The 18,766-nt window shown below is 73.2% G+C and carries 19 protein-coding genes; 8 read left to right on the forward strand and 11 right to left on the reverse strand.

From position 1 onward, the window contains the following. Positions 1-6 precede the first annotated feature (6 nt). Entirely contained in the window at positions 7-1,143 is a 1,137-nt protein-coding gene (efeO, locus tag Srubr_RS38845; protein ID WP_189996406.1) for an iron uptake system protein EfeO, read from the reverse strand. Positions 1,144-1,356: 213 nt separating this feature from the next. On the opposite strand from efeO, the gene Srubr_RS38850 reads away from it, so the two are divergent. Next, positions 1,357-2,001, forward strand: a complete 645-nt coding sequence (locus Srubr_RS38850) for a PhzF family phenazine biosynthesis protein (protein WP_189996407.1) — start codon at positions 1,357-1,359, stop codon at positions 1,999-2,001. Between the two features lie 114 nt (positions 2,002-2,115). Next, the gene (locus Srubr_RS38855) at positions 2,116-2,313 is read left to right on the forward strand and encodes a hypothetical protein (RefSeq protein WP_189996408.1); all 198 of its coding nucleotides are present in this window, start codon (positions 2,116-2,118) and stop codon (positions 2,311-2,313) included. A gap of 45 nt (positions 2,314-2,358) precedes the next feature. Here Srubr_RS38855 and map read toward each other — a convergent pair whose 3' ends face one another. After that, positions 2,359-3,216 (reverse strand): type I methionyl aminopeptidase, encoded by an 858-nt coding sequence (gene map / locus Srubr_RS38860; RefSeq protein WP_189996409.1) that lies wholly within the window; start codon positions 3,214-3,216, stop codon positions 2,359-2,361. 58 nt (positions 3,217-3,274) lie between these two features. Here map and Srubr_RS38865 point away from each other — a divergent pair, with 58 nt between their 5' ends. Continuing rightward, positions 3,275-3,508 carry a hypothetical protein gene (locus Srubr_RS38865; protein WP_189996410.1) on the forward strand — a complete coding sequence of 78 codons (234 nt, stop codon included), beginning with the start codon at positions 3,275-3,277 and terminating at the stop codon, positions 3,506-3,508. Positions 3,509-3,518: 10 nt separating this feature from the next. Here the strand turns inward: Srubr_RS38865 and Srubr_RS38870 are convergent, their stop codons facing one another. Further along, positions 3,519-4,784 carry an MFS transporter gene (locus Srubr_RS38870; RefSeq protein WP_308439906.1) on the reverse strand — a complete coding sequence of 422 codons (1,266 nt, stop codon included), beginning with the start codon at positions 4,782-4,784 and terminating at the stop codon, positions 3,519-3,521. A 61-nt stretch (positions 4,785-4,845) separates the two neighbouring features. Then, complete coding sequence (locus Srubr_RS38875; RefSeq protein WP_189996412.1) at positions 4,846-5,445, reverse strand: phosphoheptose isomerase family protein; 600 nt, start codon at positions 5,443-5,445, stop codon at positions 4,846-4,848. Between the two features lie 250 nt (positions 5,446-5,695). Between Srubr_RS38875 and Srubr_RS38880 the strand changes: the two genes are divergently transcribed. Genes Srubr_RS38880 through Srubr_RS38890 form a run of 3 tightly spaced genes read left to right on the forward strand, consistent with a single transcriptional unit; the run spans position 5,696 to position 7,800 of the window. After that, positions 5,696-6,793, forward strand: coding sequence for a sialidase family protein (locus Srubr_RS38880; RefSeq protein WP_189996413.1), 1,098 nt, complete (start codon positions 5,696-5,698; stop codon positions 6,791-6,793). Positions 6,794-6,830: 37 nt separating this feature from the next. Further along, positions 6,831-7,535 carry an NADPH-dependent F420 reductase gene (gene npdG / locus Srubr_RS38885; protein ID WP_189996414.1) on the forward strand — a complete coding sequence of 235 codons (705 nt, stop codon included), beginning with the start codon at positions 6,831-6,833 and terminating at the stop codon, positions 7,533-7,535. A gap of 13 nt (positions 7,536-7,548) precedes the next feature. Continuing rightward, positions 7,549-7,800: a hypothetical protein gene (locus Srubr_RS38890; RefSeq protein ID WP_189996415.1), complete on the forward strand. Its 252-nt coding sequence runs from the start codon at positions 7,549-7,551 to the stop codon at positions 7,798-7,800. 9 nt (positions 7,801-7,809) lie between these two features. Here the strand turns inward: Srubr_RS38890 and Srubr_RS38895 are convergent, their stop codons facing one another. Next, on the reverse strand, positions 7,810-8,610 hold the full coding sequence (locus tag Srubr_RS38895; protein ID WP_189996416.1) for a site-2 protease family protein: 801 nt from the start codon (positions 8,608-8,610) through the stop codon (positions 7,810-7,812). A gap of 110 nt (positions 8,611-8,720) precedes the next feature. On the opposite strand from Srubr_RS38895, the gene Srubr_RS38900 reads away from it, so the two are divergent. Continuing rightward, entirely contained in the window at positions 8,721-9,194 is a 474-nt protein-coding gene (locus Srubr_RS38900; RefSeq protein WP_189996417.1) for a DUF6578 domain-containing protein, read from the forward strand. 465 nt (positions 9,195-9,659) lie between these two features. Further along, positions 9,660-12,911: a BTAD domain-containing putative transcriptional regulator gene (locus Srubr_RS38905; RefSeq protein ID WP_189996418.1), complete on the forward strand. Its 3,252-nt coding sequence runs from the start codon at positions 9,660-9,662 to the stop codon at positions 12,909-12,911. A 13-nt stretch (positions 12,912-12,924) separates the two neighbouring features. Here Srubr_RS38905 and Srubr_RS38910 read toward each other — a convergent pair whose 3' ends face one another. The 6 genes from Srubr_RS38910 to panB form a co-directional block, all read right to left on the reverse strand. After that, entirely contained in the window at positions 12,925-13,746 is an 822-nt protein-coding gene (locus Srubr_RS38910; protein ID WP_189996419.1) for an ABC transporter permease, read from the reverse strand. Continuing rightward, a complete protein-coding gene (locus tag Srubr_RS38915) occupies positions 13,743-14,762 on the reverse strand; it encodes an ATP-binding cassette domain-containing protein (RefSeq protein WP_189996420.1) in 1,020 nt (339 codons plus the stop codon). The genes Srubr_RS38910 and Srubr_RS38915 overlap by 4 nt, the downstream gene beginning before the upstream one ends. Before the next feature lie 98 nt (positions 14,763-14,860). Next, complete coding sequence (locus Srubr_RS38920) at positions 14,861-15,544, reverse strand: zinc ribbon domain-containing protein (protein ID WP_189996421.1); 684 nt, start codon at positions 15,542-15,544, stop codon at positions 14,861-14,863. Positions 15,545-15,631: 87 nt separating this feature from the next. After that, positions 15,632-16,012 carry a hypothetical protein gene (locus Srubr_RS38925; protein ID WP_189996422.1) on the reverse strand — a complete coding sequence of 127 codons (381 nt, stop codon included), beginning with the start codon at positions 16,010-16,012 and terminating at the stop codon, positions 15,632-15,634. A gap of 37 nt (positions 16,013-16,049) precedes the next feature. Beyond that, entirely contained in the window at positions 16,050-17,585 is a 1,536-nt protein-coding gene (locus Srubr_RS38930; RefSeq protein WP_189996423.1) for a zinc ribbon domain-containing protein, read from the reverse strand. Between the two features lie 257 nt (positions 17,586-17,842). Further along, positions 17,843-18,709, reverse strand: a complete 867-nt coding sequence (panB, locus tag Srubr_RS38935) for a 3-methyl-2-oxobutanoate hydroxymethyltransferase (protein WP_189996424.1) — start codon at positions 18,707-18,709, stop codon at positions 17,843-17,845. Between the last annotated feature and the right edge of the window lie 57 nt (positions 18,710-18,766).

Genomic DNA, 18,766 nt, shown 5'->3' on the forward strand with positions numbered 1-18,766 from the left:
CCTTGCCTACTTCACGACCGCGGCGGCGAGCTTGGACAGCGGCTCGGCGAGCGCGTTCACCGCGTCCGACAGCTCCTTGCGCTGGTCCTTGCCGACCTTGTCGTAGGAGACGAAGTCGTACGAGGTCTTGTCCGAGCGGTACTTGTCGAGCAGGGCGTCCAGCGCGGCGAACTGCTTGTCCAGTTCCTTCGTCAGCGCCGGGTCGTTCTTCGCGGCGACCGGCTTCAGCAGCTCGTAGGCCTTCCGCGCGCCCTCGACGTTGCCCTTGAAGTCGACGAGGTCGGTGTGGGCGTAGCGGTCCTCCTCGCCGGTGACCTTGCCGGTGGCGACCTCGTCCAGCAGCTCCTTGGCGCCGTTGGCCATGGAGGTCGGGGTGATCTCGGCCTTGCCGACGCGCTTCTGCCAGTCCTTGAGGTCCGTCACCAGCTGCCCGGCGAGGGCCTTCTCCTCGGCGCCGATCTTCTTGTCGTGCCAGAGGGCCTTCTCCAGGCGGTGCCAGCCGGTCCACTTCTGGCCGGGCTCCAGGCCGTCCTCGCGGACGTCCACCTTCGGGTCGATGTCACCGAAGGACTCGGCGACCGGCTCGGTGCGCTCCCAGCCGAGGCGGGAGAGGCCGTAGGCCTTCTTCGCCGCGTCCAGGTCGCCGTCCTGGACGGCCTTCGCGAACGCCTCGGCCTTCGGCAGCGTCTCGTCGGCCTGCTCCTGGGCGTAGGTGCGGTACCGGGCGACTGCCGCGTCCAGCTTCGGGTCGCGCTCGGCGGTGGCGCCACCGCCGGTCACGGTCAGCTTCTGCCGCACGCCGTGGCCCTTCATGCCGGGCCGGCAGGCGATCTCGTAGGAGCCGGCCTTCACCTCGGCGGTGAGGGTGTACTTGGTGCCCGGCCCGATGTTCTCCTTCTCGGAGACGATCCGGTCGTCCGGGAAGAGGATCTCGACCTCGGTCGCCCGCGAGCCCTTGTTCTCGATCTTCAGCGTGACCTGGCCGGCCGGCACGGACTTGCTGGAGGTGTCGCACGTGGAGTCGGCGGCGGTGACCCGGATGGCGTCACCGTCCTTGGCGTCGCTCTTCGAGGTGCAGGCCGAAAGGGCGGTCAGAGCGGCCGCGGTCACGGCGGCGGTGACGGTCAGTCGGACGGCTCGCATGCAGGCTCCAAGGGCGATTCGTATGGTGAGGCTGCCCTAACTTACCCGAGGCTTATCCGGCCCGTACCCGTACTGTTGTGATTCGGCTCTCACAGCGGGCTCACAGACACGACTTGGTTGCGGTGCCGCAAAGCGGACATCACGCCACGGCAAAGGGAGGGTCAAAACGCCCGGTGTGGCCCCCGGCGGGCGCCGCGGTGCTTCAATGCCCGGGTGACCGACTACGACGTACTCCGCGTCTTCTGCGGGCCGGACGGCGGCTACGGCAACGAGCTGGGCGTCGTCCGCGACGGCTCGCTGCTGCCCGGACGCGACGACCGGCAGGCACTGGCCGGCAAACTCGGCTTCAGCGAGACCGTGTTCGTGGACGACCCCGAGCGCGGAGTGATCGACATCTATACGCCCACCCTGCGCCTGCCCTTCGCCGGGCACCCCTGCGTGGGCACCGCCTGGCTGCTCGACGTGCCCGAGCTCGTGACCCCCGCCGGTGTGGTCGGGGCCCGGCAGGACGGCGAGTTCAGCTGGATCGAGGCCCGCGCACAGTGGGCGCCGCCGCGCACCCTGCGCCAGTACCCGAGCGCGGCCGAGGTGGACGCGCTCGACGTGCCGCCACCGGGGGAGTGGGTCTACGCCTGGGCCTGGGAGGACGAGGCCGCCGGGCGGATCCGTGCCCGCGCCTTTCCCGGCCGCGGCGACGGGATCGACGAGGACGAGGCCACCGGCGCCGCGGCGCTGCTGCTCACCGACCGGCTCGGCCGGGCCCTGAACATCACCCAGGGCCGCGGCTCGCAGATCCTGACCGCGCCCCAGCCGCACGGCTGGACCGAGATCGGCGGCCGGGTCCGCCTGGAGCGCTGACGGCCACGCGCGTCCGGGTGACCGGCAGCGCGCCGTCCGGGTGGAACCGCGTGTGCGTGCGAGGGCGAACGGGGACCTCTGGGCGTGACCACTCCACCCCCCGAGAGGAGCACCATGCGCATCAGATCCGTCCTGGCCGCGACCGTCCTCGCCGTCGCCCTGGCCGGCGCCGGCGCGTCGACGGCGGCCGCCGGCACCCAGGCGACCGAGAACGACGACAAGCCCGTCTGCAGCCCGTACGCGGGCTCGCTGTCCTCGTTCTACAACCACATCACCTGGGCCGGCGCCCACTGCACCGACACCCTGTTCTGAGGCGGCCCGGGTCCCCCTCCCGCACCCGGCCAGGGGGGCCCGGCCTCAGGGGAGGGTCAGGATGTCCGCGCCGGTGTCCGTGACCACCAGGGTGTGCTCGAACTGGGCGGTGCGCTTGCGGTCCTTCGTCACGACCGTCCAGCCGTCGTCCCACATGTCGTACTCGTGGGTGCCCAGCGTCAGCATCGGCTCGATCGTGAACGTCATCCCCGGCCGCATCACCGTCGTCGCGTGCGGGCTGTCGTAGTGCGGGATGATCAGCCCGGAGTGGAACGACGAGTTGATGCCGTGCCCGGTGAAGTCCCGCACGACGCCGTAGCCGAAGCGCTTGGCGTACGACTCGATGACCCGGCCGATGACATTGATCTGCCGGCCCGGCTTCACCGCCTTGATCGCCCGGTTGAGCGCCTCCCGGGTGCGCTCCACCAGCAGCCGCGACTCCTCGTCCACGTCACCGACCAGATACGTGGCGTTGTTGTCGCCGTGCACCCCGCCGATGTACGCCGTCACGTCCAGGTTGACGATGTCGCCGTCCCTGAGGACCGTCGAGTCGGGGATGCCGTGGCAGATGACCTCGTTGACGGACGTGCACAGCGACTTCGGGAAACCGCGGTAGCCCAGCGTGGACGGGTAGGCCCCGTGGTCGCACATGTACTCGTGGGCGACCTTGTCCAGCTGGTCCGTGGTCACCCCCGGCGCGATGATCTTCGCGGCCTCCTCCATCGCCCGCGCGGCGATACGGCCGGCGGTCCGCATCGCCTCGATGGTCTCGGGGGTCTGCACCTCCGGCCCGGTGTACGGCGCCGGCGCGGGCTTGCCGACGTACTCGGGGCGGCGGATGTTTCCGGGAACCGAACGGGTGGGAGACAGCTCCCCTGGTACGAGCAGCGACTGGCCAGACATGCCAGCGAGTCTAACCAGCGGACATGGGGGAACATGTCGGTGGCGAGAGGAGCTGTCCATGGCCCTGTTCAAGAAGCGCACGGCCGGAAAACCGGGCGAGTGGTACTACTGCCTGGAGCACGGGACGGTCGAGGAGGGCCCCGACTGCCCGGGCAAGGACCGGTTCGGACCGTACGCCTCCCCCGAGGCCGCCCGGGACGCGATGCGGACCGCCGCCGAGCGCAACCTCCGATGGGAGAACGACCCGCGCTGGCACGACGCGCCGTCCGGCGAGCGGGCCGACGAGGACTGAGCGGGCCGGATCAGGCGACGGCGGCGCGCCGCTCCCGCATCCGCACCGCGTGCTCGTTCGTCCGCGCGTCGTACGTCATCAGCCCCGGCAGGCACAGCGCCAGCAGCCCCACCGCGCCCGCGCACGCCAGACCGCCGGACCACACCGAGGCCCGCACCCCCGCCCAGGCGGCCGTCCCACCGGCCCGGACCTGGCCGAGCTGCGGGCCGACCGAGTACGACAGCAGCTCGATCCCGGCGAGCCGGCCGCGCAGCTCGTCCGGGATCGTCTGGTTCCACATGGCCGACCGGAACACCCCGCTGACCATGTCGAAGCCGCCGCCGACGGTCAGGAACAGCAGCACCAGCCACACGTTCCCGCACACCCCGGCCGCCGCGATCGCCAGGCCCCAGCCGGCCGCCGCCAGCACCACCATCACCCCGTGCCGGTGCACCCGCGAGGTCCAGCCGCTGGTGAGGCTCACCACCAGCGCCCCCGCCGGCACGGCCGCGTACATCAGTCCCAGCGCCCACTCGGCATCGAGATCGTCGGCGAGGAACGGCAGCACCGCCAGCGGCATGGCCAGGAACATCGCGGCGAGGTCGACGGCGTAGGTGCCGAGCAGTTCCTTGCGGCTCCACGCGTACCGGGCGCCCTGCGCGACGGCCCGCAGATCCGGCTTCGCGGCCTCCTCGGCGGCGGGGGAGGGGGCGATGCGCAGGACGTACAGCAGCGAGACGGCGAAGGTCAGCAGGTCGGCGGCGTAGGCCCAGCCGAGGCCCGCGTAGGCGACGACCACGCCCGCGACCGCCGGGCCGGCCACCCCGCCGACGGTCCAGCGCAGCGAGTTCAGCGAGGCCGCGGCCGGCATGTCGTCGTGGGCGACGATCCGGGGCCACAGGGAGTCGAGCGCCGGGCGCTGCACGGACACCAGGGCGGAGGAGAGGGCGGCGACGGCGTACAGCGGCCAGACCGCGGGGTGCGGCAGCAGGGCGTTCAGCAACAGGACGGCACTGAGCAGGCCCTGCCCGGCCTCCGTCCACACGATCAGCTTGCGCTTGTCCAGGGCGTCGGCGAGGGCACCGCCGTACAGGCCGCACACGATGAGCGGCAGCAGCTCCACGGCACCGATCGCGCCCACGGCCGCGGTGGACTCCGTCAGGTCCTTCAGTTGCACGGGCAGCGCGACGAACGTCAGGAAGCTGCCGAAGTTGCTGATCAGCCCGGACATCCACAGCCGCCGGAAGTCGGCGGAGGCTTTCCAGGGAGCGAGGTCGGGGAGGAGGGCGCGGGTCACCCAGGCATGCTGAGCCGCGGGCCGCCGCACGGCAACCACTTTTGCGGGGGTGGCGGGCGCGTCACCAGGGGGCCGGCGGCGGTGCCGTCAGGGCTTCCGTCAGGCGGGACAGGCGGTCGCGGAAGCCCCGCCGGCATCCCGTGGACCCCGCGTTCTCGCCGGCCGCCGCGCTCACCAGGTGCTGCACGCTGTCCAGGTCCAGCTCCGCGCCCTCCGGCACGGCCAGCGTGTCATGGGCCATCGCGGCCAGCTCGCCCCCGCCCGTGCCGCCCAGCGCCAGCACCGTCACCCCGGCCCGCCGGGCGTCGTGCACCCGCTCCAGCAGCGACGCCGGTTCCTCGGGCGCCACCACCAGCAGGGTCTCCCCGCGCCGCGCCGCCGAGATCCGGCCCGGCCCGACCGCCAGGTGCGCGGGGTCGGACGGGCGCGCGTGCTGTCGTACCAGGGTCGGCGCCAGCTCGGGCGTGCCCGACCAGGCGGCCTCGTCCACCAGGTGCGCGGCCAGGTGCCAGGGCTCGTACTCCGGCGTGCCCACCAGCAGCAGCCCGCCCCCGTGCGCCACCACCGACCCGCGCAGCACGCCCGCGAATCTCCGGGTGGCCCCCAGCCACTCCGTCCCGGCGAGCACTTCCCGCAGCAACGCGACCCGTACGGCGTCCATGTGGCCGAATCCTGCCGCAACGGGCCACTCGTGACCGGGAGTTCACCGGGAATTCGCCCGACCCGGGGAAAAGGCGCCCCATACGGGAACCGCGGGAGACGCGTACACGGCTCCCGAGAGACCCGTACGCGGCGCGTGCCGGCCCGGCACGCGCCCCCCGTCAGCTCCACAAGGCCCCACCCGCGCCCCTGCACTCCCTGCACGCCCATCCGCGACCGTATGCGACCGTCCGTGACCGAGGAGCCGCCCCGTGACCGACCCGACCGTTTCCCCGACCGACGTGACCGTCCCCTTCCGCGCGGGCCGCGAGGGGTACGCGAGCTTCCGCATACCCGCCGTCGTCGCCACCCGGGCCGGCACCCTGCTCGCCTTCTGCGAGGGCCGGGCCGGCTCCGCCGCCGACCACGGGCACATCGACATCGTGCTGAAGCGGTCCACGGACGGCGGCCGGACCTGGGGCCCGCTCCAGGTCGCCGCGAGCAACGGCACCGACCTCGCCGGCAACCCCGCCCCCGTCGTCCTCGACACCGGCCGCGTCCTGCTGGTCCACGTCCGCGCCGCAGGCTGGGCCACCGAGGCCGCCATCGTGCGCGGGCAGGTCCCGGACGCCGACGGCCGGCGGGTGTGGGTGCAGCACAGCGACGACGACGGGGTGACGTGGTCAGCGCCCAGGGAGATCACGCAGCAGGTGAAGACACCGGGCTGGCGCTGGTACGCCACCACCCCCGGCCACGCCCTCCAGCTGACCTCCGGCCGGGTCCTGGTCCCGGCCAACCACACCGCGCCGCCCACCGGCACCGACACCGGCGCCGAGGCGAAGTACAACGGCGGGCACTGCCTGCTCAGCGACGACCGCGGCGAGAACTGGTACCTCGGCTACCTGGACGACAACACCGACGGCTACGTCAACGTCAACGAGACCACCGCCGCCGAACTCCCCGACGGCCGCGTCTACCTCAACGCCCGCAACGACTCGCCCTCACCCGGCAACCGCGCCGACGCCCACTCCCCGGACGGCGGCAGGACGCTCCTCAAGCCCTTCCGCCCGCAGGCCGGCCTGACCGCACCCGTCTGCCAGGCCGCCGTCCTCCAGCTCCGCGACCCCGACCTGCTGCTGTTCTCCGCCCCCGCCGACCCCGGCAACGCCCGCGCCCTGATGACGATCCGCGTCTCCCGCGACGGCGGCACCACCTGGCGCCCGGCCTACACCGCCGACGGACTGCCCGCCGCCTACTCCGACCTGGTCCGCGTCGACCCGCGCACGGTGGGGCTGCTGTACGAGACGGGCGACTTCGGTCCCTACGAGACGATCACCTTCCGCCGGGTGCCGGTACGGCGGCTGACCTGAGCCGGTGCCCCGGCAGGACCGGACGTAGAGTCGGGCCATGACCTCTACCGACAGTGCACAGAAGGCCCCCGCCAAGGACCCCTGGGACCTGCCCGACGTCTCCGGGTACACCGTAGGCGTGCTCGGCGGCACCGGACCGCAGGGCAAGGGCCTCGCCTACCGGCTGGCCCGGGCCGGGCAGAAGGTGATCATCGGTTCCCGCGTCGCCGACCGCGCCGAGGCGGCCGCCGCCGAACTCGGCCACGGCATCGAGGGCGCCGACAACGCCGAGGCCGCCCGCCGCAGCGATATCGTGATCGTCGCCGTACCGTGGGACGGCCACAGCGACACCCTGAAGGCGCTGCGCGCGGAACTGGCCGGCAAGCTCGTCGTGGACTGCGTCAACCCGCTCGGCTTCGACAAGAAGGGCGCCTACGCCCTCAAGCCCGAGGAGGGCAGCGCCGCCGAGCAGGCCGCCGCGCTGCTGCCGGAGTCCCGGGTCACCGCCGCCTTCCACCACCTGTCGGCCGTCCTGCTCCAGGACCCGGAGATCGAGAGCATCGACACCGACGTCATGGTCCTCGGCGAGCAGCGCGCGGACGTGGAGATCGTGCAGGCCCTGGCCGGCCGCATCCCCGGCATGCGCGGCATCTTCGCCGGCCGGCTGCGCAACGCCCACCAGGTGGAGTCGCTGGTCGCCAACCTGATCTCCGTCAACCGCCGGTACAAGGCGCACGGCGGGCTGCGCGTGACCGACGTGTGAGCCGCCGGAGCCCATGGGGGACACTGGTCCGCGAAGCAGTTCCGAGCAGTGTCCCCGACAGGAGCCCCCCGTCATGCCCCGCATCGCCCTCTACACCCTCGTCGTCTGCGTCCTCGCCGTGGCCGCGGCGGTCGTCTCCTTCGTCCAGGGCAGCTGGCTGGGGATCGTCTGGGTGCTGCTGGCCGGGCTGTCGTCCAACATGACCTGGTACTACGTCAAGCGCGGCCGGACCGAGGCCGCCCGCGACACGTCCGTCACGAGCTGAACGAGCCGGTCACGAACCGAGCGAGCAGATCGCCGGGCTCTCCTCCCAGAAGCGGTACCGGGCGTCGCCGCAGTACTGGGAGAACATGTCCACGTTCAGCGCCCGCATGACCGCGTCGACGACGTCGAAGAACGCCTCGTTGACCGACGGCAGCCACAGCACCGCGAACACGAAGAGCAGCCCGAACGGGGCGAACGGCTCCACCTGCCGCTTCACCTTGTACGACAGCCACGGTTCGAGCACGCCGTAGCCGTCCAGGCCCGGCACCGGCAGGAAGTTCAGGATCGCCGCCGTCACCTGGAGCAGCGCCAGGAACGCCAGCGCGAACCGGAAGTCCGCGGGCACGCCGTCCAGCGCGTCCAGCCAGAACGGGGCCGTGCACACCGCGGCGAACAGCACGTTCGTCAGCGGGCCCGCCGCCGAGACCAGGCTGTGCCGCCAGCGGCCCCGGATGCGGTTCCGCTCGATGAACACCGCGCCGCCGGGCAGACCGATCCCGCCCATGATCACGAACAGCACCGGGAGCACGATGCTCAGCAGCGCGTGCGTGTACTTCAGCGGGTTCAGCGTGAGGTAGCCCTTCGCGCCGACCGAGATGTCCCCGCTGTGCAGGGCGGTGCGCGCGTGCGCGTACTCGTGCAGACACAGGGAGACGATCCAGGCCGCGGTCACGAACAGGAACACCGCGACGCCCGGCTGCTCGGCGTACCCGGTCCAGGTGGCCCAGCCGGTCACCGCCGTCACGGCCAGGATGCCGACGAACACGGGACTGACCTGCCGGTCGCCGGGGCGGGTGGTGGCGGTGGTCATGCATCGGCTCCTGTGGTGACGAGGGACGTGGCGAGGGACTCCGGGAAGATCCGAGAGCATACGGGGAAAACGTCTCGCCGTCGCCGCCGGGTTCCTGGAAGGTTGGGGGGATGACAGGGATGCGGGTGTTCTACGAGGGCTGGCAGATGGAGTGCTGCGGGCGGCCGTTCGCGGTGGGCGACGAGGTGGCCTGGCCGCTGGTCGCCGTGACCACGGAGGAACACCGGGAGCGGTGCTACGGGGCCGAGGCGTGGGTGGAGAACCACGGCGACCGCACCCGCCCGGCCACCGGCAGGGTCCGCGCCGTCGAGCTGGTCCGCCAGGAATACCTGGTCCACACGGACCGGCGCGCCCGCGAACGCCTCGACCGCGCGCCCGACCCGGCCGCGGGTTCCGAGGGGCTGGTCGTCCTCCCCTCCCCGTACCGCTGGGAGGCGGTGCCCGGCGCGTACACCCTCCAGAGCGCCGACAGCTGTCCGAAGTGGTTCGAGCCCGACGAACCCGGCCCGGACCCGGGCCCCCAGCGGCTGCACCGCACGGTCGGCGCTCTGGTCACCCTGGAGCCGACGGGCGACCGCCCCTGACGGCGGGGGCCGGGGGCATGGCCGTCGGGCACTGGCCCGCGCCACCGCCCCGACCACCACGCGCGCCTGCCCCGCCACCGGCCCGCCGGGTGCCACGCCGTCAGCCTGGCCGGTCGTGTCCGGTGGGTGGGGCTTCCGCCCATCGGGCGGTCGTTCCGGGAGGTCGGCCGGTTGGTTCGGTGGGTGGGTTCGCCATCCTGTGGGAGGCCGTTTCCGGCAGTCTCACCGGTTGCGTCCGGTGGGTGCGGCTCCGGTCCGGTGGGTGGTCGTCCCCGGCGGCTTCACCGGTCGTGTTCGCCGGACGCGGCTCCCCGTCCAGTCGGCGATCGTCCCCGGCGGTCGCGCCGGTCGTGACCGGCGAGCGCCGCTCTCGCCGAGCCGGTGGCCGTCCCGGCACCCTCCCGCCCCCTTTCCGACACCGGCCGCCCCCACCACCGATCACCGTTCGCGCCCCCTCCGGAGACAATGGACCCCGTGTATTACCGGCTGCTCGGCACCACCCAGGCGTTCCGCCCCGACGGCACGGCCGTCCCGGTCGGCGGGGCGCGGCTGCGTACCCTGCTCAGCGTGCTCGCGTTGCGGGCCGGCCGGACCGTGCCCACGGCCGTGCTCGTGGACGAGGTGTGGGGCGCCGACCCGCCCGCCGACGCCACCGGCGCCCTCCAGGCGCTCGTCGGCCGGCTCCGCCGCGCCCTCGGCGCCGAGGCCGTCGCCTCCGCCGACGGCGGCTACCGGCTCACCGCCGCCCCCGACGACGTCGACCTCACCCGCTTCGACCGGCTCACCGGCGACGGCCTGACCGCCCTCGCCGACGGCGACCCGGCCAAGGCCGCCGCCGTCCTCGACGAGGCCCTCGCCCTGTGGCACGGGCCCGCCCTGCCGGACCTGCCCGACCGCACCGCCGAGGCGGCCCGCTGGGAGACCCGCCGGCTCGACGCCCGGCGCGCCCGGCACGCCGCCGCACTCGCCCTCGGCCGGGCCGAGCAGGCGCTGCCCGAGCTGACCGCGCTGTGCGACGACCACCCGCTGGACGAGCCGCTCCAGGCGCTGCGGCTGCGCGCCCTGCGCGACACCGGCCGCCCCGCCCAGGCCCTGGCCGCCTACGAGGACGTACGCCGGCTGCTCGCCGACCGGCTCGGCTCCGACCCCGGGCCGGAGCTGCGCGCCCTGCACGCCGAACTGCTGCGCGCGGAACCGGCGCCCGCCGCGCCCGCCGCCCCGGGCAACCTGCCCGCCCGGCTCACCTCCTTCGTCGGCCGCGAAGCCGACCTGGAGGCCATCGCCGCCGACCTCGCCGGGACCCGCCTGGTCACCCTGCTCGGGCCCGGCGGCGCCGGGAAGACCCGGCTGTCCCAGGAGGCCGCCGAGGCGGTACGGCACCGCGTCCGGGACGGGGTGTGGCTCGCCGAACTGGCCCCCGTGGACGACCCGGACGCCGTGCCCCAGGCCGTGCTCACCGCCATCGGCGCCCGGGACACCGTGCTGCACGGCGCCGGCGTGGACGGCATGCGCGCGGTCGCCGACCGGCACGACGACCCCCTCGAACGGCTCGTGGAGCACTGCGCCCGGCGCCGGATGCTGCTCGTGCTGGACAACTGCGAGCACGTCGTGGACGCCGCCGCCCGGCTCGCGGAGTCCCTGCTGGCCCGCTGCCCGGAGCTGACCGTCCTCGCCACCAGCCGGGAACCCCTCGGCGTACCGGGGGAGTTGGTGCGGCCCGTGGAACCGCTGCCCGAGCCGGTCGCGCTGCGGCTGCTCGCCGAGCGCGGCGCGGCGGCCCGCCCCGGCTTCCGGGTGGCCGACGACCCGGAGGCGTGCGCCGAGATCTGCCGCCGCCTGGACGGACTCCCGCTCGCCATCGAACTGGCCGCCGCCCGGCTGCGCATGCTGACCCCCCGGCAGATAGCCGACCGGCTGGACGACCGGTTCCGGCTGCTCACCTCCGGCAGCCGCACCGTGCTGCCCCGCCAGCAGACCCTCAGAGCCGTCGTGGACTGGTCCTGGGACCTGCTGGACGCCGCCGAACGGGACGTGCTGGCCCGGCTGTCGGTCTTCGCCGGCGGCTGCGACCTGGCCGCCGCCGAGGCCGTGTGCGGGCCGGCCGCGCTGGACGCCCTCGGCTCCCTGGTCGACAAGTCCCTGGTGGTGGCCGCGCCCGCGGCCGGCGGCATGCGCTACCGGCTGCTGGAGACCGTCGCCGAGTACGCCGCCGAACGGCTCGCCGAGACCGGGCGGCGCACCGAGACCGAACGCGCCCACCTGACGTACTACCGCGAACTCGCCCGCACCACCGATCCGTTGCTGCGCGGCCCCGAACAGCTCGCCGCCATCGGCCGGTTCCAGCTGGAGTACGAGAACCTGCGCACCGCCTTCCGGCACGCCCTCGCCCTCGGCAACGAGCAGGAGGGGCTGTGCCTGGTCCACTCCCTGCTGTGGTTCTGGCAGATGCGCGACCAGCGCGTGGAGACCCGCAACTGGTGCCGGGAGGTCATGGCGCTCGGCCCCGACCCGTTCGCCGAACCGGCGAGCCCCGCCGCACCCGTCTGGCAGCGCTGCACCGACACCCCGCCCCCGTACACCGGCGAGGCCCTGGCGGAGGCCCGGCGCGGCGTCCATCTGGCCCATCTGGCCTGCATGGACACCGAGATGGACGCCTGGCAGACGCCCGCCGCGCAGGCCAAGCTGCGCACCATCGCCCAGGTCTACGAACCCGGCCTGCCGCAGACCTGCCGGACACCTGGCCTGCTGTGGTTCTTCGCCGTGCTGCTGACCGGCGGCGCCGACCGGCTGCACACCATCGTGGACGCCTGCGTGCGGACCTGCCGGGAGACCCCGGGCTTCGAGTGGGAGCTGGCCGGAGTGCTGTACCTGCGCGCCAACTTCCTGTCCAACCGGGCCGCTTGGACGGGCGACGCCACCCGGGACGCCGACGAGTCGCTGGAGATCTTCCGCCGCCTCGGCGACGCCTGGGGCGCCACCGAGGCCCTGGCCGCCCGTGGCGAGGCCAACGAACGCAGGGCCGCCTACGACAGGGCGGCGGCCGACTACCGGGCCGCCATCGAGCACGCCGAACGCCTCGGCGCCCGCACCCAGACGGCCGTGCTGCGCGCCCGGCTCGGCGGCGTCCTGCTGGAGTCCGGCGAGAGCGAGCGCGGTGAGCGGATGCTCCGGGACGTCATCGCCGACCAGGACGGCGCGCCGAACGAGGCGACCACGATGGCCCGGCTGCACCTGGCCTCCTGGCTCGGCCTGACCGACCGCACCGCCGAGGCGCGCGAGCAGCTACGGGTGATGCGCGCCGAACTCCCCGTCGCCCGGTTCGTCATCTTCGACTCCCTGCTGACGTGCCAGGAGGCCCTGCTGGACGCCCTGGACCGGCGGACCGGGACGGCCCTCACCCTGGCCCGCAAGGCACTGCGGCTCAGCGCCGAACCACTGTCCCAGGCCCTCACCCCGCATCTGCACTCCGTCTGCCTCACCGCCGCCGCGATGGCCCTCGCCGACACCGACGGCGGCGAGCGGGCCGCCGACGCCGCCCGCTGCCTGGGTGCCGCCCAGGCGCTGCTGCCGGCCGGTCATGTGGTGGCCGGCGTGGAGCTGCGGATCCGCGACCTGGCCGAGGCCCGGCTCCGGGCCCGGCTGGACGAGCGGTCGTACGAGGCCGCGTACGCCGAGGGCGGTGGCCTCTCCCTCGCGGAGGCCACCGCCCTGGTCTGACGGTCGCGCGGCGTCAGCTCTTCGTACGGAACTTGTGGATCGCGACCGGGGCCATCACCACGGTCAGCCCGACCGACCAGAGGACCGTCACCCACAGGGCGTGCGCCACCGGGCCGCCCTCCATCAGCCCGCGCGCGCAGTCGGCCAGCGCGGAGAGCGGGTTGTAGTCGGTGAACGCCTGGAGCCAGCCCGGCATGGACTGGGTCGGCGCGAAGATCGAGGAGCCGAACTGGAGCGGCATCAGCACCAGGAAGCCCATCGCCTGCACCGACTGCGCGTTCTTCATCACCACGCCGAGGGTCAGGAACACCCACATCAGCGCCGACCCGAACAGCGCGGACAGCGCCACGGAACCGAGCAGACCGCTCCAGCTGCCCACGTCGTAGCCCACGAGCAGGGCGACCACCAGCAGTACCGCCGTCGCGAACAGCATCCGCATCAGCTCCACCGCGATCTTCGCGAAGAGCACCGAGCCGCGCCCGATGGGCAGCGAGCGGAAGCGGTCCATGACACCGGAGTTGAAGTCCTGGTTGAAGCCGGTGCCCACACCCTGGGCCATGTTCATGCCCATCATGGCGAGCAGTCCGGGCACCACGTACTGCACGTACTGCTCCTGGCCGCCGCCCAGCGACTTGCCGATGGAGCCGCCGAAGACGTACACGAACAGCAGGGTGAAGACGACCGGGAACAGGATGGCGTCGAACATCGACTCCGGGTCCTGGCGGATCCACAGCAGATTGCGGCGGATCAGCGCGCCGGTGTGCCGCAGGTGGGCCCGCAGCGGGATCGGCGTATCGGCCTGCGCGGCGGCCGGGGAGAGGGTGGCGGTGCTCATGCGGCGACCTCCTGGCGGGCGGGCGGGGCGTCCTGCGGGGCACTGGCGCGGTGGCCGGTGAGGGACAGGAACACCTCGTCCAGGCTGGGTAGTTCGGTGGTGATGGAGGACAGGGTGATGCCGCGCGCGGTGACCGCGCCGACCACGGCGGTCAGCTGCTCGTCGCTGAGGATCGGCACCAGCAGGGTCCCGGTCTCGGTGTCCACGGTGGTGGACGCCAGCCCGGTGATGCCCAGTTCGTCCAGCATGCCGGCGAGCGGGCGCAGCTGGAGCGGGTCGACCGGCCGCACCCGCAGGGTGCGCCCGCCGACGCGGGCCTTGAGCTCCTCGATGCCGCCCTTGGCGATGACCCGGCCGCGGTCCACCACGGTCAGCTCGGAGGCGAGCTGTTCGGCCTCCTCCATGTACTGGGTGGTGAGCAGCACGGTGACGCCGTCGCCGACCATCGCCTTGACCTCGTCCCACACCTCGTTGCGGGTGCGCGGGTCGAGGCCGGTGGTCGGCTCGTCCAGGTACAGCACGGCCGGCCGGCCGATCATCGAGGCGGCCAGGTCCAGCCGGCGCCGCATGCCGCCGGAGTAGGTGCCGGCCGGGCGCCGGGCGGCCTCGGTCAGCGAGAACCGCTCCAGCAGCTCGTCGGCGCGGGCCCGGGCCTCCTTGCGGGACAGGTCCAGCAGCCGGCCGATCAGGTACAGGTTCTCCCAGCCCGGGAGCTTCTCGTCCACCGACGCGTACTGGCCGGTGAGACCGATGACCCGGCGCAGCTGCCGGGGCTGGCGTACGACGTCGTAGCCGGCCACGGTGGCCTGCCCGGAGTCCGGGGTGATCAGGGTGGACAGGATGCGTACGAGGGTGGTCTTGCCGGCGCCGTTCGGCCCGAGCACACCCATCACGGTGCCCTCGCGCACGTCCAGATCGACACCGTCCAGCGCCTTGGTCTCGCCGTAGTGCTTGACCAGCCCCCGTACGGTCACGGCGGAGCGTCCGCCGGCGGGGTTGTCGTCGATGCGTGTCATGGGGAAGACAGTGCCAGGCCCCACTGACAAACCGCCGACAGAGCGCCGACACCGGGTACCGGCGCCGCGTCGGCGGCCTGTCGGCGCGGGCGGGGGCGCTACGACACCTGCCGGATGTCGGCGCCGACGAGCTGCCCGCCGGACACGGTGTAGGTGCCCCGGAACACCTGCACACTGCCGTCGGTCTGGGTCGCCCGGATCTCCGCGGCGACCTCACCGCCGCCGTTGTCGGAGGCGGTGACGTCGATGTGCCGGGTGGAGGAGAAGCCCGCCACCCAGTCCGAGTAGGAGCCGCCGAAGAGCCGGCCGCCGCCCATGGACCAGGCGGCCTGGAAGTCCCCGGCGTTGAGGTGGTCGTAGTACGTGGTGACGACCGCGCTCGCGTCCTGTTCCTCCGCCGAGGGCTCGGGCGTCGGGGTGTCGTCGTATCCGCCGCTGTCGTCGTAGTCGGGTGTGACCGCCGGTGTGGTGTACCCGCCGTCGGTGGGGGACGGCAGGGAGGTCCAGCCGTCGTAGGACCCGCCGGGCGACACGGTGACGCCGGACCAGCCGCCCGCCGACGGGGTGTCGGGGCCGTCCGCGACGGCCACCCCGAGCGTCACCCCGCCGGCCACCAGCACCGCCAGCAGCGCCCAGGGCAGCCAGACCGGCAGCCGGGTGGCGCCGACGCGCACATACCCGCCCCCGGCCGGCTCGGGCGCGGCGCGCGGCGCCCCGCAGTCCGGGCAGTCCGGCCGCGCGGCGTCCTCGACGCGCGCGCCGCAGTGAACACAGAAATGCATGGCCCCCGCTCTCCGTCTCCGGCCCGCTCTCCGCTACAGGCCGCTCTCCGTCTCCGGCCCGTTTTCCGTCTCCGTGCCGCTCTCCGGCTACAGGCCGCGGACGGCTTCCTCGATGGTCACCGCGAGCGAGGCCAGCCCGGCGAACCCGGGCACGGCCTCCACCAGCGCCTTCGCGACCCGGCGCAGCTTGCCCGTACGGGGCTCGGGCGCGGCCAGCTCCTCGCGCGCGTCCTCGGCGAACTCCGCCAGGTCCTCCCGCTCCGGGTGGTCCGAGCGGCGCAGCTCCTCGACGAACCGGGCCAGCAGGTCGCTGATCTCCTGCGGGGTCAGCGGCCGGCCCCCGGTCCGCTCCGCCTCTTCCTCCGTGACCCGGAAGTCGACGCGGGCGTTGCTGCCGCTCGCCACCACCGTGTTCCTGACCTGCGCGTTCCCCGTCGCGATGACGCCGTCGTTGCTGCGCTGGTGCATGCCGGTCCCCGTTCGTCCGTTGCGTATGCGGTGGTTGTCAGTCGGTGTTGGGCCGCGGGATCTTCTTCAGGATGGCCGAGATGCGGGACTTGTCGCCCGAGGCGACCGCGCTCGACTCGACCTTCGCCCCCGCGGTGGCGATGATGCCGTTGTTGATGATGGTTTCCTGACGCTTGATCAGATCGCCCGCGTCGATGTCGTGTTCCACGGCGAACTCCACCAGGGCGTCCAGAATCCGCCGTTCGACGGTCTTGAGGACCATCCCGGAGTCGACCTTCTGGAAGTAGCGGTGGTGGTCCGTGGCGGAGGCGAGCTGCCGCACGCTCTTGCGCGCCCCGTAGTCGAACACCCCGAGCCGGGTGATCTGCCGGTGCTGCTTCTTCAGCCGCTTGCGCATCCCGAAGTCGGGGAAGAAGCCGGTGACCGCGCGCCCCGGCGAGGCGATCATCACGAACGGGGTGCTGGCGAGGCTCTGCAGCGCCATCGACAGGAACTCGCGCGGCGAGGGGGCCGGCATCAGGGAGTCGATGGTCCGGTAGCGGTCCAGCAGCGGGCACAGCACGGTGGGCAGGGCCTCCACGAACAGGTTGGAGTCCGAGCGCACCAGCCGCAGGAACACCGAGGTCACCAGCTCCCCGCCCCAGCCCGAGGAGTGGGTGACCAGATAGGCGCGGGCGGTCTCCTCCGGGTCCCGCTTCAGCGCGTCCAGCCGGTCGGCGCCGATCCGGGCCACCGGGCGGCCGAGCGGGTCCGGCAGGAAACGGGTGTCGCCCAGCAGCGCCGAGCCCTCCACGAACACCCGCTCCTCCAGCTCCAGGCAGGGCAGCGACAACTCGCCGACCCGCCGGGCGATATGGGCGTACAGGTCCGCGACGTCGAAGTCCCGCGGCCGCACGCCCTCCCGCCCGGAGGCGGTCACGTCGAAGACCAGCGACCAGGAGTCCAGTTCCTGGCCGTATCCGGTGAACGGCGAGAAGCCGCTGTAGACGGTGAGGTTGCCGCGCGCGTACTCGTCGATCTGGCGCAGCCGCCGGGCGGCGGACTCGTTGGGCGGCGGCGGTGCCTGCGCCGGGTCGAACCGGTCGGGCCGCAGCCGCTGGAGGCGCTCGCCGTACTGGGTGGAGAGGGCGAAGACCAGCGTGGTCAGCCAGCCGAACAGCAGCATGAGGAACACGGCGAGGCCGCTGTGGATCACCAGCAGGCCGAGGACCAGCACCAGGAACTCCACGGCCAGCAGCAGGTCCCTGGCGTGCCGGCGCGCGTTGGCCTCGTAGGCGTAGCGCAGCACCACGGGTACGTCGCAGCCCGGGGCCGGTGCCACGCCGAGGTGCGGTTCGGCGGCGACGTCCCTGATCAGGGAGTCGGCGTACTGCCGGTCCAGGTAGACGGCCGCGCACATGTACCGGGTCAGGTCCCGGCCGCCGGTCCAGCGGGGCACGGCGAGGTGGGGCACCGACCGGTCCGCGTCCGCGCTCCCGGCGACGGCCAGCGTGGCCCCGCACGCGCCGCAGAACGCCGCCCCGGGCACGGTGGCGGTGGAACAGTCGGCGCAGACGGCCGGTGGCTGGCTCATTGTCTCTCCCCCGAGTGTGAGACGGCCCACACTGTCAAGTGCACCACTGAGCCAGGAGCGGGGAAGCCCCCGCGCGCGTTTCGACGCAACTCTGTTACAACTTCCGCTCCGGAGAGGGAAGTTGAGGCCAAAGCTTGAGTGCCGGAGTGGTCTCCCGGCCGGAAGAGCGGGAGCGGCCTCTTGGCCGGAAAACCGGAAAAAGGGACAGCCCGCCGACGGGGGAAGATCGACGGGCCGTCCGGTGGTGCCGCGGTGGACTAGTGGACGGAGTGCTCCTCCGCCGGGAAGGCGCCGCCGACCACGTCCTCGGCGAACGCCTTGGCCGCGCCGGTCATCACCTCGCGCAGGTCCGCGTACCGCTTGACGAACTTCGGCACCCGGCCGGAGGTCAGGCCGAGCATGTCGGTCCACACCAGCACCTGCGCGTCCGTCTCCGGACCGGCGCCGATGCCGACCGTCGGGATGTGCAGCACCCGGGTGACCTCGGCCGCCAGTTCGGCCGGCACCAGCTCCAGCACCACCGCGAACGCGCCCGCGTCCTGCACGGACTTCGCGTCCCGCAGCAACTGCTGGGCCGCCTCCTCGCCGCGGCCCTGCACCCGGTAGCCCATCGCGTTCACGGACTGCGGGGTCAGGCCGATGTGCGCCATGACAGGGATGCCGGACTCCACCAGCAGGCGGATCTGCTCGTGCGAGCGCTCGCCGCCCTCCAGCTTGACCGCGCCGACCCCGGCCTCCTTCACCAGCCGGGTCGCCGAGCGCAGCGCCTGCACCGGGCCCTCCTGGTACGAGCCGAAGGGGAGGTCGCCGACGATGAGGGAGCGCCGTGTGCCGCGTACCACGGCGGCCGACAGCATGGTCATCTCGTCGAGGGTGACGGGCACGGTGGTGTCGTACCCGAGGTGGCAGTTGCCCGCCGAGTCACCGACCAGGATCACCGGTATCCCGGCCTCGTCGAAGACGGACGCGGTCATCGCGTCGTAGGCGGTGAGCATGGGCCACTTCTCGCCCCGCTCCTTGGCGAGGGCGATGTCGCGGACGGTGATGCGGCGGGTGCCCTTCCCTCCGTACAGCGCCTTGCTGCCGTCGGAAGGCTTCGTCTGGGCAGCCGAAAGCTGCGTCATTGCAACGGCTCCTTACGTCATCTCGAGGCGCCCTGACGGCGTCCCCGGACCGTCTCC

This window comes from Streptomyces rubradiris, from assembly GCF_016860525.1.
Lineage (GTDB): Bacteria > Actinomycetota > Actinomycetes > Streptomycetales > Streptomycetaceae > Streptomyces > Streptomyces rubradiris.